The 16,087-nt window shown below is 58.3% G+C and carries 17 protein-coding genes and 1 tRNA gene; 13 read left to right on the forward strand and 5 right to left on the reverse strand.

The genetic code is table 11. From position 1 onward, the window contains the following. Positions 1–30 precede the first annotated feature (30 nt). Positions 31–285, forward strand: a complete 255-nt coding sequence (locus ACXPVS_RS19635; RefSeq protein ID WP_169353350.1) for an FAD assembly factor SdhE — start codon at positions 31–33, stop codon at positions 283–285. Continuing rightward, positions 269–721: a protein YgfX gene (locus ACXPVS_RS19640; RefSeq protein ID WP_458511413.1), complete on the forward strand. Its 453-nt coding sequence runs from the start codon at positions 269–271 to the stop codon at positions 719–721. The genes ACXPVS_RS19635 and ACXPVS_RS19640 overlap by 17 nt, the downstream gene beginning before the upstream one ends. Here the strand turns inward: ACXPVS_RS19640 and nadB are convergent. Beyond that, a complete protein-coding gene (nadB, locus tag ACXPVS_RS19645) occupies positions 690–2,306 on the reverse strand; it encodes an L-aspartate oxidase (RefSeq protein ID WP_458511414.1) in 1,617 nt (538 codons plus the stop codon). The genes ACXPVS_RS19640 and nadB overlap by 32 nt on opposite strands. A 556-nt stretch (positions 2,307–2,862) precedes the next feature. Here nadB and rpoE point away from each other — a divergent pair. The 4 genes from rpoE (at position 2,863) to ACXPVS_RS19665 (ending at position 6,639) form a co-directional block, all read left to right on the forward strand. After that, positions 2,863–3,444, forward strand: a complete 582-nt coding sequence (gene rpoE, locus ACXPVS_RS19650) for an RNA polymerase sigma factor RpoE (RefSeq protein ID WP_007944079.1) — start codon at positions 2,863–2,865, stop codon at positions 3,442–3,444. A gap of 30 nt (positions 3,445–3,474) precedes the next feature. Continuing rightward, positions 3,475–4,062: a sigma-E factor negative regulatory protein gene (locus ACXPVS_RS19655; protein WP_458511415.1), complete on the forward strand. Its 588-nt coding sequence runs from the start codon at positions 3,475–3,477 to the stop codon at positions 4,060–4,062. Positions 4,063–4,070: 8 nt separating this feature from the next. Continuing rightward, positions 4,071–5,027: a MucB/RseB C-terminal domain-containing protein gene (locus ACXPVS_RS19660; protein ID WP_458511416.1), complete on the forward strand. Its 957-nt coding sequence runs from the start codon at positions 4,071–4,073 to the stop codon at positions 5,025–5,027. Positions 5,028–5,208: 181 nt separating this feature from the next. Further along, positions 5,209–6,639, forward strand: a complete 1,431-nt coding sequence (locus tag ACXPVS_RS19665; protein WP_458511417.1) for a DegQ family serine endoprotease — start codon at positions 5,209–5,211, stop codon at positions 6,637–6,639. Positions 6,640–6,716: 77 nt separating this feature from the next. On the opposite strand, the gene ACXPVS_RS19670 is transcribed toward ACXPVS_RS19665, so the two are convergent. Further along, positions 6,717–8,150, reverse strand: coding sequence for a M48 family metalloprotease (locus ACXPVS_RS19670; protein WP_458511418.1), 1,434 nt, complete (start codon positions 8,148–8,150; stop codon positions 6,717–6,719). A 98-nt stretch (positions 8,151–8,248) separates the two neighbouring features. Here ACXPVS_RS19670 and ACXPVS_RS19675 point away from each other — a divergent pair, with 98 nt between their 5' ends. Both ACXPVS_RS19675 and ACXPVS_RS19680 read left to right on the forward strand, forming a co-directional pair. Beyond that, positions 8,249–8,488: a sulfurtransferase TusA family protein gene (locus tag ACXPVS_RS19675; RefSeq protein WP_458511419.1), complete on the forward strand. Its 240-nt coding sequence runs from the start codon at positions 8,249–8,251 to the stop codon at positions 8,486–8,488. A 31-nt stretch (positions 8,489–8,519) separates the two neighbouring features. Next, entirely contained in the window at positions 8,520–9,590 is a 1,071-nt protein-coding gene (locus tag ACXPVS_RS19680) for an AI-2E family transporter (RefSeq protein WP_458511420.1), read from the forward strand. A 37-nt stretch (positions 9,591–9,627) separates the two neighbouring features. On the opposite strand, the gene ACXPVS_RS19685 is transcribed toward ACXPVS_RS19680, so the two are convergent. Further along, entirely contained in the window at positions 9,628–10,101 is a 474-nt protein-coding gene (locus ACXPVS_RS19685; protein WP_033054060.1) for a peroxiredoxin, read from the reverse strand. A gap of 10 nt (positions 10,102–10,111) precedes the next feature. Further along, complete coding sequence (locus tag ACXPVS_RS19690; RefSeq protein WP_017336973.1) at positions 10,112–10,672, reverse strand: glycine cleavage system transcriptional repressor; 561 nt, start codon at positions 10,670–10,672, stop codon at positions 10,112–10,114. A gap of 329 nt (positions 10,673–11,001) precedes the next feature. Here ACXPVS_RS19690 and dapA point away from each other — a divergent pair, with 329 nt between their 5' ends. The 5 genes from dapA to ACXPVS_RS19715 all read left to right on the forward strand — a co-directional run bounded on the left by dapA (position 11,002) and on the right by ACXPVS_RS19715 (position 14,691). Continuing rightward, entirely contained in the window at positions 11,002–11,880 is an 879-nt protein-coding gene (gene dapA / locus ACXPVS_RS19695) for a 4-hydroxy-tetrahydrodipicolinate synthase (RefSeq protein ID WP_458511421.1), read from the forward strand. Positions 11,881–11,897: 17 nt separating this feature from the next. Then, positions 11,898–13,013 (forward strand): outer membrane protein assembly factor BamC, encoded by a 1,116-nt coding sequence (bamC, locus tag ACXPVS_RS19700; RefSeq protein WP_458511422.1) that lies wholly within the window; start codon positions 11,898–11,900, stop codon positions 13,011–13,013. 4 nt (positions 13,014–13,017) lie between these two features. Continuing rightward, positions 13,018–13,776 carry an MBL fold metallo-hydrolase gene (locus ACXPVS_RS19705; RefSeq protein ID WP_008153089.1) on the forward strand — a complete coding sequence of 253 codons (759 nt, stop codon included), beginning with the start codon at positions 13,018–13,020 and terminating at the stop codon, positions 13,774–13,776. 28 nt (positions 13,777–13,804) lie between these two features. Further along, a complete protein-coding gene (gene purC, locus ACXPVS_RS19710; protein ID WP_458511423.1) occupies positions 13,805–14,518 on the forward strand; it encodes a phosphoribosylaminoimidazolesuccinocarboxamide synthase in 714 nt (237 codons plus the stop codon). 83 nt (positions 14,519–14,601) lie between these two features. Continuing rightward, positions 14,602–14,691 (forward strand) — tRNA-Ser (locus ACXPVS_RS19715). Positions 14,692–14,836: 145 nt separating this feature from the next. Here the strand turns inward: ACXPVS_RS19715 and ACXPVS_RS19720 are convergent. Then, positions 14,837–16,003, reverse strand: a complete 1,167-nt coding sequence (locus ACXPVS_RS19720; RefSeq protein WP_458511472.1) for an MFS transporter — start codon at positions 16,001–16,003, stop codon at positions 14,837–14,839. Between the last annotated feature and the right edge of the window lie 84 nt (positions 16,004–16,087).

A 16,087-nucleotide genomic window follows, 5' to 3' on the forward strand; every position in this document is an offset into this window, starting at 1 on the left:
TATACTTGCCGCCTATTTGAGGAGCGCTCCATGGTCGAAGATGTTGAACTGAATCGCCTCTACTGGCACAGCCGCCGCGGCATGCTTGAGCTTGACGTGTTGCTGGTGCCGTTCGTGAAAGAGGTCTATGCGCACCTCAATGATGTCGACCGCGATTGCTACCGCAAGCTGCTCGAATGCGAAGATCAGGACATGTTCGGCTGGTTCATGGAGCGGGCCGAATCGGAAGATCCGGAGCTTCAGCGCATGGTTCGCATGATTCTGGATCGTGTCCAGCCCAAGTAATGTGTTCGAATGCCGCTGGCATGCCTCACGGCAATTGCTGGCGGCGTATCTTCTGGCTCAGCTGTTCGCGCTGGGTTCGCTGTGTCTTCTCTCTATACCGGTCTGGGCCAGTCTGCTCGGCATTGCGTTGTGCGTGGTTCACGGCTTTTGGCTGTTACCACGGCAGATCCGGCTGACACACCCAAGGGCATTTCGCGGCTTGCGTCGCAATGCCGATGGCTGGCAGCTGTGGAATCAGGAAGAAGGTTGGCAATCGGTGCAGCTACAACCGGACAGCCTGGCGCTACCTTTTCTCGTGGTGCTGCGTTTTCGTCTGCGAAGCGAACGACGAGTCAGGGCGATTTGTGTGCCTCATGACTCGCAGGCGGCGGATCTGCACCGGCGCCTGCGGGTTCGGCTCACGTTCAGTCGACGTAGGTGGGCGGCACCAGAATAGTGTCCAGGGCGACCGGCAGCATGTCTGGATAGTCGAGGGTGTAATGCAGGCCGCGACTCTCGGTGCGTTTCATGGCTGACTGGATCATCAGCTCGGCCACTTGGGCCAGGTTACGCAGTTCGATCAAATCCCGGCTGACCTTGTAGTTACTGTAGAACTCGTCGATTTCGTCCAGCAACAGACGCACGCGGTGCTGTGCCCGTTGCAAGCGCTTGTTGGTGCGCACGATGCCGACGTAGTCCCACATGAATCGCCGCAGCTCGTCCCAGTTGTGCGCAATGATTACGTCCTCATCGGAGTCGGTGACCTGGCTCGCATCCCAGACGGGCAGGGTGATCGGAATCGAAACCTGCGGCAGTTGCTCAAGAATGTCCGCCGCCGCGGAGCGCGCGTAAACGAAACACTCGAGTAACGAGTTGCTCGCCATGCGGTTGGCACCGTGCAGGCCGGTGAAGCTGGTTTCGCCAATGGCATATAGCCCCGGCACGTCGGTGCGACCCTGCTGATCGACCATCACGCCGCCGCACGTGTAGTGCGCCGCTGGAACCACTGGAATCGGTTGCTTGGTGATGTCGATGGAGAATTCGAGGCAGCGTTCGTACACCGTCGGGAAGTGAGTCTTGATGAATGCTTCCGGCTTGTGGCTGATGTCCAGATAGACACAATCGACGCCCAGTCGCTTCATTTCATGGTCGATGGCCCGGGCGACGATGTCGCGCGGGGCCAGTTCGGCGCGAGGGTCGAAGCGGTGCATGAAGCGTTCGCCGTTGGGCAGCTTCAGGTGTGCGCCTTCGCCGCGCAGGGCTTCGGTGATCAGGAAACTCTTGGCTTGCGGGTGATACAGGCAAGTGGGGTGGAACTGGTTGAATTCCAGATTCGCTACCCGGCAGCCCGAACGCCAGGCCATGGCAATTCCATCACCGCAGGCGCCGTCGGGGTTGCTGGTATAGAGATAAACCTTTGCTGCGCCACCCGATGCGAGGATCACAAAGCGAGCGCCGTAGGTGTCGACTTCACCGGTGGCGCGATTGAGGACATAGGCGCCCAGACAGCGATCACCTTCAAGGCCCAGGCGCTTTTCGGTGATCAGGTCGACCGCGACGCGCTGCTCCAACAGTTCGATGTTCGGCCGTTGTCTGGCCTTGTCGAGCAACGTTCTGAAAATCGCTGCGCCCGTGGCATCGGCGGCATGGATGATGCGCCGATGGCTGTGACCGCCTTCGCGGGTCAGGTGGAACTCGAATCCGCCATCTTCGGTGCCGGACTGTTCATCGCGCGTGAAGGGCACGCCTTGGTCAATCAGCCATTGAATCGCCTCTCTACTGTGCTCGACGGTAAAGCGCACGGCGTCTTCGTGGCACAGTCCGCCGCCAGCATTGAGGGTGTCATCGACATGTGATTCAACGGTGTCGGTGTCATCCAGGACGGCAGCGACGCCGCCCTGGGCCCAGAAGGTCGAGCCATTAGCGAGGTCGCCTTTGCTCAGTACGGCGATGCGCAAATGACCGGGCAAGGTCAGCGCAAGGCTCAAGCCGGCAGCGCCGCTGCCAATTACCAGAACATCGTGTTGAAACTGTTGGCTCATTTCAGGATTCCGCTCAAAGCGACCCGGGTCGGGGTTGGCGCAAGACACCTGGATCGGCGAGTCAAGACAGCCACACAGCCCACTAGTATATAGAGGGGGGGAGCGGCACAATAGCGAGCACACATGGCATTGTGAAACTGCTGTGACGGAAAATACCTGACGTTTCGTCGGATGGTTTTTCGCCGGTTCGGCGACGAGACGACTGTATCAACGATTTAACAGCCTTTTTCTCTTCACGGTTGCACAGTGTCAGTCTGGCGCAGCTATAAATAATTGGAACTTTTGCCAAAGGGCCAAGCTCAATAGACCGTTGCCTGATTCAAGGGACAGTGTCGGCTTCAACGCGGGATCGTGATTTGATCCTTGCCGGCGAATCCGATGACAAGATTATTGGCGCAGCCGGGCTGACCCGCGCTGCGCTTTTCGTGCGTGCCAAATCAGAGCCCGCAGGAAACTTGCTTGGAGGGGGAGAACTTTTGCGAAAAGCCCGAGTCTATGTTTGCAAGTCTGGTTGTTTAGTTATGCAAGCCTCCTCCGAGCTTATCGAGGAGTGTTCATGCTAACCCAGGAAGAGGATCAGCAGCTGGTTGAACGCGTTCAGCGCGGCGACAAGCGAGCTTTCGATCTGCTAGTGCTGAAATACCAGCACAAAATTCTCGGGTTGATCGTGCGTTTCGTGCACGACACCCATGAAGCCCAGGATGTGGCGCAGGAAGCCTTTATCAAGGCGTACCGTGCACTTGGAAATTTTCGCGGAGACAGCGCGTTTTATACGTGGCTTTACCGCATCGCCATCAACACGGCGAAAAACTATCTGGTTTCACGCGGCCGCCGGCCGCCGGATAGCGATGTCAGCTCCGAGGATGCAGAGTTCTACGATGGCGATCACGGCCTCAAGGATCTCGAGTCGCCAGAGCGTGCATTGCTGCGGGATGAGATCGAAGGCACCGTCCATCGAACCATTCAGCAACTGCCAGAAGATTTGCGTACGGCTTTAACTTTACGTGAATTCGATGGTCTGAGTTACGAAGACATTGCGGCCGTTATGCAGTGTCCGGTGGGTACCGTGCGCTCCCGGATTTTTCGCGCTCGGGAAGCCATCGATAAAGCCCTGCAGCCGTTGTTGCAGGAAAACTGAGACAGCGGCGACAGCCAAGAGAGGAACGCCATGAGTCGTGAAGCCCTGCAGGAATCGCTGTCCGCAGTGATGGATAACGAAGCGGACGAATTGGAATTGCGTCGGGTATTGAATGCCTTTGACGATGTTGAAACCCGTGATACCTGGGCTCGTTATCAAATCGCTCGGGCAGTTATGCACAAGGACTTACTGCTTCCACGCCTGGATATCGCTGCGGCAGTCTCTGCTGCGCTGGCTGACGAAGCTGTACCTGCAAAAGCCTCCCGTGGTCCATGGCGTAGCCTGGGTCGTCTGGCGGTCGCTGCTTCGGTAACCCTCGCCGTATTGGCAGGTGTTCGTCTGTATAACCAGGACGAGATCGCTGGGGTCGAACTGGCTCAACAATCCAGTCAACCAGGCCTGGCCGTTCCTCAGGTCAAGGGTCCAGCTGTATTAGCAGGCTACAATGAGAGTTCGGAAGCCAATGGCCCTATGGCCAACGGCGTATTGCAAGGTCAACCAGGCTGGCACGATCAGCGTCTGCCAGGCTACTTGCGCCAACATGCTCAACAGGCTGCACTGAAAGGCACTGAGAGCGCTCTGCCTTACGCTCGTGCAGCAAGTCTGGAAAACCGTTAAGGAGGATCATGCGCGCCATCCCTCTACTTACGCTTCTGCTCGGTGGCTGGTTTGTTGTTCCAGCCCATGCTGATGAAGCCCAAGACTGGCTGACCCGTCTGGGCCAAGCCGAGCAACAGCAAAGCTTTCACGGTACATTCGTCTACGAGCGTAACGGTAGTTTTTCGACCCACAACATCTGGCATCGCGTCCAGGATGGCAAGGTCCAGGAGCGGTTACTTCAGCTCGACGGCTCGGCACAGGAAGTCGTGCGGACTGATGGGCGTACTCAATGCGTCAGCGGCATTCTGATAGCAGGGCTTGGAGATTCCCCCAGCTCCGCTGCTCGTACACTCGATCCACAAAAGCTAAAGAATTGGTATGACCTTGCCGTCATTGGCAAGTCGCGTGTGGCCGGGCGTGCGGCGGTGATCGTTTCACTGACACCTCGCGATCAACACCGCTACGGTTTTGAATTGCATCTGGATAAAGAAACCGGCCTGCCTCTCAAGTCATTGCTTCTGAATGAACGAGGGCAGTTGCTGGAGCGATTCCAGTTCACGCAACTGGATACCGCCGATGTTCCGTCCGACAGTGACTTGCAGCCTGGCGCCGATTGCAAAACGGTTGCCCTCTACAGCGATAAGGCATCTGCAATCAAAGCGGCCCACGTCTGGCGTTCGGACTGGTTACCTCCTGGTTTCGAGCTGACCAGCAGTACCTCCCGCAAGGATCCAGAGACCAAAACCCAGGTCAACAGTCTGATGTATTACGATGGTCTGGCCCGTTTTTCGGTGTTCCTTGAGCCGTTGAATGGAGCAACAATTACTGACACTCGCACCCAGTTGGGGCCGACCGTTGCAGTTTCCCGACGCTTGACTACCCCGCAAGGCGAGATGATGGTGACTGTGGTCGGTGAGATTCCGATTGGCACCGCTGAGCGGATTGCGCTATCCATGCGCAGCGACGCCACTGCAACCAAGTAGTGAGCCGAGATCGAAATGTTTGGTGAGCATTTCAACTTGCAAATATCCCCGATTTTTTCTATAGGTCAGAACCTCTCGGCTCTGGCCTTGTTTGTTGTCCCCGGAACAAAAATACCGGCGTATCGTTCCCGGTGTTCCTTGCTCCATATCGCTTAACCATGCTCGTCGTAACGGGAGCCGTATGTCGATACCACGTTTGAAGTCTTATCTCTCTATTTTTGCCACCGTGCTGGTGCTTGGTCAGGCGGTCGCTGTTCAGGCGGCCGAGTTGCCTGACTTCACTCAATTGGTCGAGCAGGCCTCGCCCGCGGTGGTGAACATCAGTACCACGCAGAAACTGCCAGACCGTAAAGTGTCGAGCCAGCAGATGCCTGACCTTGATGACTTGCCGCCGATGCTGCGCGAGTTCTTCGAGCGCGGCATGCCGCAACAGCCTCGTACACCACGCAAGGATCGTCAACGCGAAGCCCAGTCCCTGGGTTCGGGTTTCATCATCTCGCCGGATGGCTACATCCTGACCAACAACCATGTAATCGCCGATGCCGACGAAATTCTCGTTCGTCTCGCCGATCGCAGCGAATTGAAGGCCAAGCTGATCGGCACCGATCCACGTTCCGACGTGGCGCTGTTGAAAATCGAAGGCAAGGATCTGCCGGTCCTGAAGCTCGGCAAATCCCAGGATCTGAAAGCCGGCCAGTGGGTCGTGGCTATTGGCTCGCCATTCGGTTTCGACCATACCGTGACCCAAGGTATCGTCAGCGCCATTGGTCGCAGCCTGCCGAACGAAAACTATGTGCCGTTCATCCAGACCGATGTGCCGATCAATCCGGGTAACTCTGGTGGTCCGCTGTTCAACCTGGCTGGTGAAGTGGTTGGGATCAACTCGCAGATCTACACCCGTTCCGGCGGCTTCATGGGCGTGTCCTTCGCGATCCCTATCGATGTAGCCATGGACGTTTCCAATCAGCTCAAAAACGGCGGCAAAGTCAGCCGTGGCTGGTTGGGTGTAGTCATCCAGGAAGTGAACAAGGACCTGGCCGAGTCGTTCGGTCTGGAGAAGCCAGCCGGTGCGCTGGTGGCTCAGATCCAGGATGACGGCCCGGCTGCCAAGGGTGGCCTGCAAGTAGGGGACGTAATCCTGAGCATGAATGGCCAACCGATCGTCATGTCCGCCGATCTGCCACACCTGGTGGGCGCGCTGAAGGCCGGCTCGAAAGCTGATCTGCAAGTGATTCGCGAAGGTAAGCGCAAGAATGTCGAGTTGACAGTCGGCGCTATCCCGGATGAAGGCAAAGAGTTGGAAGCGCTGTCGAAATCGACCACCGAACGCAGCAGCAACCGGCTGGGTGTTTCCGTGGTCGAGCTGACGGATGAACAGAAGAAAGCTTACGACCTCAAAGGCGGCGTCGTCATCAAGGAAGTCCAGGACGGTCCTGCTTCTCTGATTGGCTTGCAGCCAGGCGATGTGATCACTCACCTGAATAATCAGGCAATCGGTTCCACCAAGGAGTTCACGGATATCGCCAAGGCGCTGCCGAAGAACCGCTCGGTGTCGATGCGGGTTCTGCGTCAAGGTCGCGCCAGTTTCATTACCTTCAAATTGGCTGAATAATCCGGTTGTCGGTTAAATAAAAAACCGCCTCGAAAGAGGCGGTTTTTTTGTACCTGTCTTGTTGTTTGATGAGCTGATCAGCCCATCATGTCCTTGATCATGCGCTCTTCCTCCATCAACTCACGTTGCCGTGCATCGATCCGCGATGACAGAGGGAAGTTGGTACCTGCCTTGCGCTTGGCGAAGTCCAGTTGCTGAATGGCCTGACGGTAATCCCCAACCAGGGCGAAATACTCGGCACGGGCCTGATGCAGGCCAATGATGTTGCCTGACAGACCGCGAGTCTCGGCCACCATGTACCAGACGTCGGGATCGTCAGGACGGCTCTTGAGCAGGGTCTCCAGTGCCTTTTCTGCGTCGGGCGCACGGTTTTGTTTGAGCAGCAGATCGACTCGCACCGAATTCAGTGGATAGTTACCGGGGTACTGCGTCAACATCCGGTCAACCCGGGACTGGGCGTCCGGCAGACGATTGTTGGTAATGTCCAGATCCACCTGCGCCAGGTTGTAGATGATCTCGTTCGGTGACTTGGCCAGCAGCAACTTGAGGTTTTCCCGTGCTTCATTCAACTGGCCGCCCTTGATCTGGGCGATGGCCAGGCCATAGCGAGCGACATCATTTTTCGGGTTTTCATCAAGCTGGGCGCGAAAGCGTTTGGCGCCCAGCCCTGTGGTTCCTTCATAGATCAATTGGACCCGCGCACGAATCAGTTGATAACGCATAGTGTCTTCGATGCCGCCAGGTTTTGCCTGTTCGGCGCGGTTGCGGGTGTCAGCGATCCGCGACTCGGTCACCGGGTGAGTCAGCAGAAACTCTGGTGGCTTGGCGTCAAAGCGGTATTGGCGGGCCAATCGTTCGAACATGCTCGGCATTGAACGCGGGTCGTAGCCGGCCTTTTCCAGATTGAGGATGCCGATGCGGTCAGCTTCCTGTTCGTTCTGGCGAGAGAAGCGCCGTTGTTCCTGAATGGCTGCCGCCTGTGTGCCCGCAATGGCCGCGATCCCGGCGTCGCCGGCGCCCGCTGCGGCAATTACGATCCCGGCCAGTAGCGCGGCCATCATCGGCACCTGCATGCGCTGTTGGGCTTCGACGCCACGGGCGAAGTGGCGCTGCGACAAGTGAGCCAATTCGTGAGCGAGTACCGAGGCGTATTCGCCTTCGGTCTGGGCATTGAGGAACAAGCCGCCGTTAACCCCGATAATGCCGCCCGGTGCTGCGAAGGCGTTGAGTTGCGGGCTGTTGATCAGGATGAACTCCAGGCGCCGGTCATTGACCTGGCTGGTCTCTACCAGCCGGTAGACGCTGGACTCGACGTAGTCCTTGAGCTGTGGATCGTTAAGCTGGGAGACCTGGCTGCGCAATAGTGCCAGCCAGGCACGGCCCAACTGGTATTCCTGTTGCGGCGAGACGATGGCAGAACTGGCGTCGCCGAGTGACGGCAGGTCGTCGGCGAAGCTCGGTGAGGCGAGCAGGCAAGCGAGCGTCAGCAGGGTAGGGCGCAAAAAAGTCATGCACAAAGCCTTAGTCGACAAAGACCTTACTGTAGCCGGACACTACGCTTCGGACCAGATATTCTAGCCGCTCGACCACCTGACCCCGGAGTGATGCAATGACCGACGCTGTAGCCCATGACGCCGAGCTCGACGCCCGCGGCCTGAATTGCCCCTTGCCGTTGCTCAAGGCCAAGCTGGAGCTCAATCGACTGGCCAGCGGCGCAGTGCTGAAGGTAATCGCCACCGATGCGGGCTCGCAGCGCGATTTTCGCACCTTTGCCCGATTGGCCGGTCATACGCTGCTTCGTGAAGAAGATGAAGCGGGTGTTTACCGCTACTGGTTGAAAAAAGCCTGAATTGTGCTGCGTTCGTTTCTAAGGATTATTGATGTTCAAAGTGTTACGCGACTGGATTCAGCGCTACTTCTCTGATGAAGAGGCCGTTGTGCTGGCGGTCCTGCTGTTTCTGGCGTTTACCGCCGTGCTAACGCTGGGCGGCATGCTTGCGCCAGTGCTGGCCGGGATGGTGCTGGCGTATCTGATGCAAGGGTTGGTCGTCACCCTCGAACGCCTGCGCATGCCGGGCGGGGTGGCGGTGGGGTTGGTCTTTGCGTTGTTCATGGGGCTATTGCTGGTGTTCATCGTGGTTGTGGTGCCGTTGCTCTGGCATCAGTTGATTACGCTGTTCAACGAGTTACCCGGCATGCTCGCCAAATGGCAGTCGCTGTTTTTGCTGCTGCCCGAACGCTATCCGCATCTGGTGTCCGACGAGCAGGTGCTGCAGGCCATCGAAGTGGCGCGGGGCGAGATTGGCAAGTTCGGTCAGTGGGCGCTGACGTTTTCGCTGTCGAGTCTGCCGCTGCTGGTGAACATCATGATCTACCTGGTGTTGGTGCCGATCCTGGTGTTTTTCTTTCTAAAGGACCGGGAGATGATCGGTCAGTGGGTGCGTGGTTACTTGCCCCGTGAGCGGGCGCTGATCACCCGCGTCGCCCACGAGATGAACCGCCAGATAGCCAATTACATTCGCGGCAAGGTCATCGAGATTTTTATTTGCGGTGGCGTAACCTACATCGGCTTCGTTGTTCTGGGCCTCAACTACGCGGCGCTGCTGGCATTACTGGTGGGCGTGTCGGTGGTGGTGCCTTACGTCGGCGCAGTGGTGGTGACCGTGCCGGTCATGCTGATTGCCCTGTTCCAGTGGGGCTGGAGCGATCAGTTCATCTATTTGATGGCGGTCTACGGGATCATCCAGACGTTGGACGGCAACGTGCTGGTGCCGCTGCTGTTCTCGGAGGCGGTCAATCTGCATCCGGTGGCGATCATCTGCGCGGTATTGTTGTTTGGCGGGCTGTGGGGCTTTTGGGGCGTGTTCTTTGCGATTCCGCTAGCAACCCTGTTCAAGGCTGTACTGGACGCGTGGCCGCGCAAAGAGCCGGTGGTGGCGCCGTTGTTGTGAGGCGTCTGTGGGAGCGGGCTCCCACAGACGCCAACGATCAGGCTTTGTTTAACGCCTGAGCGGCAGCCAGAACAGCATCCACATGGCCCGGCACCTTCACGCCACGCCATTCCTGACGCAGCACACCATCCTTGTCGATCAGGAACGTGCTGCGATCAACGCCCATGTATTCCTTGCCATAGAGTTTTTTCAGCTTGATCACGTCGAACTGCTGGCAGAGTGCTTCTTCCTTGTCGCTGATCAGCTCGAAGGTGAACGCCTGCTTGGCCTTGAAGTTTTCGTGTGATTTAAGGCTGTCGCGGGACACGCCAAAGACTTCGGTATTGGCGGCTTTAAAGGCGTCGAGTTGGTCACGAAAGCCCTGGCCCTGAGTGGTGCAGCCTGGCGTGCTGTCCTTCGGATAGAAGTAAATCACCACCTGCTTGCCTTTGAGGCTCGCGAGGCTGACGGTCTGCCCGCTGGTGGCGGGTGCTTCGAAGTCGGCAACCGGTTGGTCGATGGCAACGGCCATGAAAGCTTCCTTACATTGGGTTTTGTGGGCGCCACGGTTCGATCAGGGCATCCAGGTTCAACGCGTCGGCGAAATCCAGGAACTGATCGCGCAGCCAGCTGATTTGCACACCGGCCGGCAAGGTCACGGTAAACGTGGCATTGAGCATGGTGCCGCCGGTTTGCGGGGCCTGATAGGTGTCGCAGGTCAGGTTCTCCAGCTCGACGTTGTGGTCCATGAAGAACTGACACAGCTCGTTAATGATGTCCGAGCGGTAAGCCGAGCTGACATAAGCGACGTATGGCAGGGCTTGGGGACGATTCTCCAGCGCTGCGCTGCGCACCACATTGACCGTAAAGGCGTGTTTTTTTGCGAGGGTCGGCAGGCTGCCTTCGAGGCGCGCCAGGGCGTCCCAGCTACCGGAGATCTCGAGGATCAACGCGCTGCACTCGCCATGACGCGTCAGGCGAGAGGTGACCACGGCGCAGCGGTTTTCATGGCTGGCGCGGCACAGGACGTTAGTCAGCTCCATGGGGTTGGCGCCGAGGGCACTGATGACAAGGAATTGTTCGCGAACTGTGGGGGTGGACATGCAACATTCCTAAAGCGATGAGCGGTCGATACTTCTACGGGCTTTTTTTACCGGGAGCGAGCCTGCGGATGCGAATTCAAAAAACCCGAGCCGCAAGGTTGCAACGTGCTCCAGAGTGGCAAGAGCGAGGGGTGGCAACGCTGGATCGGGGCTTGTGATGCCGAAAATGGAGGCTGGAACCCGGCGTACGAGCTTATCAGTACCGATCAAAGTCTGGAGGGTAGCGAAAAGCGGCGCCAAGGGGAATGGCAGCAGCGCAGTACTTCGCTTGTACAAGCATCTTGGCGCCAGTACCATTACCGCTCTCTTTTTCCGGCAGGAGCGGTTGCATGATTGCGGGCAGTATGGTGGCACTGGTCACACCCATGGATGCACAAGGTCGTCTCGACTGGGACAGCCTGAGCAAACTGGTGGACTTTCACCTGCAAAACGGCACCCACGCCATCGTGGCGGTCGGCACTACAGGTGAATCGGCCACCCTTGACGTGAACGAACACATCGAAGTGATTCGTTACGTGGTGAAGCAGGTTGCAGGGCGCATTCCGGTGATTGCCGGTACTGGCGCCAACTCGACACGCGAAGCCATCGAGCTGACCACCAATGCGAAGACCGCTGGCGCCGACGCTTGCCTGCTGGTGACACCGTATTACAACAAACCGACCCAGGAAGGCTTGTACCAGCACTTCAAAGCCATCGCCGAAGCCGTCGACATCCCGCAGATTCTATATAACGTGCCCGGCCGTACGGCGTGCGACATGCTGGCTGAAACCGTGATCCGCCTGTCGACCGTGAAAAACATCATCGGCATCAAGGAAGCCACCGGCGACCTGGCCCGTGCCAAGGCCATCATCGATGGTGTGAGCAAAGACTTCCTGGTGATCTCTGGGGACGATGCCTCCGCAGTCGAGCTGATTCTGCTTGGCGGCAAGGGCAACATCTCGGTGACCGCCAACGTTGCGCCGCGCGACATGGCCGACCTGTGCAACGCTGCTCTGAAAGGCGATGCCGTGACGGCCCGCGCGATTCACGAAAAGCTGATGCCGCTCAATAAAACCCTGTTTATCGAATCCAACCCTATCCCCGTGAAATGGGCACTGCATGAAATGGGCTTGATGCCGGACGGTATCCGTCTGCCGCTCACCTGGCTCAGTGCTGCCTGTCACGAACCGCTGCGGCAGGCCATGCGCCAGTCCGGCGTCCTGGTTTAATTGAGGAAGTACTACGCATGAAGCGATTGGCCGGACTTTCCGCACTTGCCTTGATCATCTCCAGCACCAGTGGCTGTGGATGGGTCTGGGGCCCGGAAGGTTATTTCCGTGACCGCGGTAGCGATTACCTGGAAGCTCAACAAACTGCACCCATGCAACTGCCGTCGGATGTCAGCACCGCCAAACGTCTGGATCCGCTGTTGCCAATCCCGCGCAACGTGGCCGATGACACCGCCAAGGGCGAGTACATCGTTCCTCGCCCACAACCGTTGTCAGCAGCGGCTGACGCCAGCGCCTATTCCCTGCAAAAGACCGGTGATTCGCGTTGGATCGTCGCTCAGAACCCGCCAGCCGAAGTCTGGCCAGTGGCCGTGCAGTTCTTCCAGGACAACGGTTTCCGTCTGGACGAACAGCGTCCGCAAACCGGCGAATTCACCACCACCTGGCAGCATTCCGACGAACTGTCCGCCGCGATGGCCAAGCGTCTGAGCGCAGCCGGTGTCGGCGCTGACAGCGAAACCCGCGTGCGGGTCCGCATCGAGCCAGGCGTGCAGCGCAACACCAGTGAAGTCTACGTGGTCAGCGCCGAGCGTCCTGCCGGTAGCACCTCCGACGTGGCCTTCACCAACCGTTCGGTCAACACTGGCCTGGACGCTGCACTGATCGACGACATGCTCGCCAGCATGAGCCGCATCTCGGAGAAGGGCGGTTCGGTCTCCATGCTGGCGTCGCGTGACTCTGATGCGCCAAGTCGTGTCAGCCTGAGCGAAGACGGCAGCGGTAACCCTGTCCTGAACGTCGGCACCGACCTGAATCGTGCCTGGTCGAGCGTCGGTCGTGCGCTGGAGCAGGGCGAATGGCGCGTAGAAGACATCAACCGCAGTCTGGGTCTGTACTACATCAACTTGGCCGAAAAAGCCGAGAAGAAGGACGAGAAGCCAGGTTTCTTCAGCAGTCTGTTCGGCAGTGCGCCGAGCAAGGAAGAAGTTGAAGCCCGTGCCGAACGTTTTCAGGTTCGCCTGAGCAAGGTGGGTGACAACGTCCAGGTCACCGTCGAGAAGAACATCAACACCGTAGCGCCGGCTGACGTGGCGCGTAAAGTGTTGAGCGTGATTCAGGACAACCTGGGCTGATCACATGCGTTTTGCCGTTCTCGGCAGCGGTAGCCAGGGGAACGGCACGCTGATAGCCAGCGCTGACACGTATGTGCTGGTGGATTGTGGTTTCTCCCTGCGAGAAACCGAAAAACGCCTGCTGCGCCTGGGTGTGAACCCTGCGCAGCTGAGCGCGATACTCGTGACCCACGAACATGCCGACCACGTGCATGGCGTGGGTTTACTGTCTCGGCGCTACAATCTGCCTGTCTACCTCAGTCGCGGCACCCTGCGCGGGATGCGCAAACCAATTGAACCGGCCGGCCTTCTGGCCGGCGGCGAGCAACTGCAGATCGGCGCACTGAGCATCGGCGTCATTGCCGTGGCCCATGATGCACAGGAGCCGACGCAATACGTCTTCAGTGACGGTGAGCGACGTTTCGGCCTGTTGACCGACCTGGGCTCGTATTGCAACAAGGTGCTGGACGGCTATCGGGATCTCGATGCGTTGATGATCGAGTCCAACCATTGCCGTGACATGCTGGCTCGCGGTCACTACCCGTACTTTCTCAAGCAGCGGGTAGGCGGTGAGCTGGGGCATTTGAACAACCATCAGGCGGCATTCCTGGTGTCCGAGTTGGGCTGGCAAGGCCTGCAACACCTGGTCCTGGCCCATCTGAGCAGCAAGAACAACCTGCCGCAGCTGGCCCGGCAATGTTTTGTCGACACCCTCGGGTGCGACCCGGACTGGCTGCAACTGGCCGATCAAGATTCAGGGCTCGACTGGCGACACATCGCCTAGCCCACCTACTTAGCAAGCGGAGCCCATCATGGAAAAACGTGAAGAACTCTACCGCGGCAAAGCCAAATCGGTTTTCAAGACCGACGACGCTGACCGCTTGATCCTGCTGTTTCGCAACGACACTTCGGCGTTCGACGGCAAGCGCATCGAGCAGCTCGACCGCAAAGGCATGGTGAACAACAAGTTCAACGCCTTCATCATGCAGAAACTCGAAACAGCCGGCGTGCCGACCCAATTCGACAAACTGCTGGGCGACAATGAATGCCTGGTGAAGAAGCTCGACATGATCCCGGTCGAGTGCGTCGTGCGTAACTACGCTGCTGGCAGTCTGGTCAAGCGTCTGGGTGTCGAAGAGGGCATGAAGCTCAATCCGTACACCTTCGAGCTGTTCCTGAAGGACGACGCCAAGGGCGATCCGTTCATCAACGAATCCCACGTCGTGGCATTCGGTTGGGGCACTGCCGAGCAACTGGTTCGTATGAAAGAACTGTCGCTCAAGGTCAACGAAGTCTTGAGCAAGCTGTTTGACGACGCCGGCCTGTTGCTGGTCGACTTCAAACTGGAATTCGGCGTGTTCTCCGACGGCTCCATCGTCCTGGGCGACGAATTCAGCCCGGACGGCTGCCGTCTGTGGGACAAGGCCACCGGCAAGAAAATGGATAAAGACCGCTTCCGTCAGGGCCTCGGTGACGTCATCGAAGCCTACGAAGAAGTCGCCAATCGTCTGGGCGTACCGCTTTAATCGACGCAAGCATCTGATAGCACGGAAAAATTTCGCTTAGGGGGTTCGCTTCCGGCAAAAGTGTTGTTATGATGCGCGCCGTTGGAGAGATGCCAGAGTGGCCGAATGGGACGGATTCGAAATCCGTTGTACCTTCACCGGTACCTAGGGTTCGAATCCCTATCTCTCCGCCATTATTGAATAAGACTAAGCCCCTGAAATTTTTAAAGATTTCAGGGGCTTTTTCGTTTCTGGCGTTTCGTTTAGGGCAAATTTGCCGCTTGTTTTCTCGGCGAGCGGTACGACTTTCTCGCGAAACACAGGCTGTGTCGCTCTTTGCTATCGAATCAGAACTCTCGCCTGGATCACCCACAATCCCAGCAAAGTCAGAGCAGCAAAGCCCCCACCCATCAAGAAGGTGCCTTGGAAGCCTACCGTGTCCCACAACGCCCCAGCGATGACGCTGGCCAGCAGTAAGGTCAACCCAGTCAACAGATTGAACATGCCAAATGCCGTCCCGCGCAGTTCAGCCGGCGCGCAATCGGCGATTAGGGCGGCGAATATCCCTTGGGTCAACCCCATGTGCAGCCCCCACAGAACGACGCCGACGACCAGGCCATCGATGCCCGGCGCGAACGCCAGAGTCAGGTCGGCCGCAATCAGCAATATCAGGCCTGCGCCGAGCACTGCTACGCGGCTGACACGATCAGACAAGGCTCCGGCGGGATAAGCTGACAGTGAGTACGCCACCCCCATCAGCACGAGCACCGCTGGCGCCCACATCGGCGAGAGCCCGACGGCCTGACCTCGCAGAATCAGAAAGGCTTCGCTGAAACGCGCCAGGGTGAACACGGCAGCGACACCGACCACCCACCAGTAGCCCACGCCCAGTCGGGCTAACTCCCGCCGGCTCAAAGGCGCACGCACCCGGTGCGTCCCGTCCCCTTGTTTGGGCTCATGGACGAACACCAGCAGCACCGCGACGGCGAGGAAGGCCGGGATGACGGCCACCCAGAACACAGTCTGGAAGTGGTTCGCGGTTAGCCACATCAATCCGATCGCCATCAACGGCCCCAGGAATGCACCAACGGTATCCAGCGTTTGACGCAGGCCGAAAGCGGCTCCCCGTATCGCGGGCGGCGTGATGTCGGCCACCAACGCATCGCGCGGGGCGCCGCGAATACCTTTGCCAATGCGGTCGATAAAGCGAGCCCCGATCAGCCAGTCCAGCGAGCCCGCCAAAGGAAAGATCGGTTTGGACAGTGCCCCCAATCCATAGCCCAGCGCCGCGAGCAGTTTGCGCTTGCCCAATCGGTCGCTGAGAGCCCCGGAGAATACCTTGGTGATCGAGGCCGTAGCCTCGGCTATGCCTTCGATGAGGCCCACCGCCAGAACGGAGGTACCCAGTACTGTGACCATATAGAGCGGCAATAATGCATGGATCATCTCTGAGGAGATGTCCATCAGCATCGAGACGAAGCCCAACGCCCAGATGCCGCGAGGCATGGTGCGCCAGACGTTGCCGGTTGACGCCTTCTCGATTGGCGCAGTATCCGAAGTGCCACCTGGCTTGTCAGTGGTTTTCATCAT

It is taken from the genome of Pseudomonas sp. Ma2-10, assembly GCF_054330215.1.

Bases quoted from the DNA above. Each gene is read 5' to 3' on its own strand.
- ACXPVS_RS19635 (WP_169353350.1), top strand. From the start codon at position 31: ATGGTCGAAGATGTTGAACTGAATCGCCTCTACTGGCACAGCCGCCGC.
- nadB (WP_458511414.1), bottom strand. From the start codon at position 2,306: ATGAGCCAACAGTTTCAACACGATGTTCTGGTAATTGGCAGCGGCGCT.
- rpoE (WP_007944079.1), top strand. From the start codon at position 2,863: ATGCTAACCCAGGAAGAGGATCAGCAGCTGGTTGAACGCGTTCAGCGC.
- ACXPVS_RS19655 (WP_458511415.1), top strand. From the start codon at position 3,475: ATGAGTCGTGAAGCCCTGCAGGAATCGCTGTCCGCAGTGATGGATAAC.
- ACXPVS_RS19660 (WP_458511416.1), top strand. From the start codon at position 4,071: ATGCGCGCCATCCCTCTACTTACGCTTCTGCTCGGTGGCTGGTTTGTT.
- ACXPVS_RS19665 (WP_458511417.1), top strand. From the start codon at position 5,209: ATGTCGATACCACGTTTGAAGTCTTATCTCTCTATTTTTGCCACCGTG.
- ACXPVS_RS19670 (WP_458511418.1), bottom strand. From the start codon at position 8,150: ATGACTTTTTTGCGCCCTACCCTGCTGACGCTCGCTTGCCTGCTCGCC.
- ACXPVS_RS19675 (WP_458511419.1), top strand. From the start codon at position 8,249: ATGACCGACGCTGTAGCCCATGACGCCGAGCTCGACGCCCGCGGCCTG.
- ACXPVS_RS19680 (WP_458511420.1), top strand. From the start codon at position 8,520: ATGTTCAAAGTGTTACGCGACTGGATTCAGCGCTACTTCTCTGATGAA.
- ACXPVS_RS19685 (WP_033054060.1), bottom strand. From the start codon at position 10,101: ATGGCCGTTGCCATCGACCAACCGGTTGCCGACTTCGAAGCACCCGCC.
- ACXPVS_RS19690 (WP_017336973.1), bottom strand. From the start codon at position 10,672: ATGTCCACCCCCACAGTTCGCGAACAATTCCTTGTCATCAGTGCCCTC.
- dapA (WP_458511421.1), top strand. From the start codon at position 11,002: ATGATTGCGGGCAGTATGGTGGCACTGGTCACACCCATGGATGCACAA.
- bamC (WP_458511422.1), top strand. From the start codon at position 11,898: ATGAAGCGATTGGCCGGACTTTCCGCACTTGCCTTGATCATCTCCAGC.
- ACXPVS_RS19705 (WP_008153089.1), top strand. From the start codon at position 13,018: ATGCGTTTTGCCGTTCTCGGCAGCGGTAGCCAGGGGAACGGCACGCTG.
- purC (WP_458511423.1), top strand. From the start codon at position 13,805: ATGGAAAAACGTGAAGAACTCTACCGCGGCAAAGCCAAATCGGTTTTC.
- ACXPVS_RS19720 (WP_458511472.1), bottom strand. From the start codon at position 16,003: ATGCCTCGCGGCATCTGGGCGTTGGGCTTCGTCTCGATGCTGATGGAC.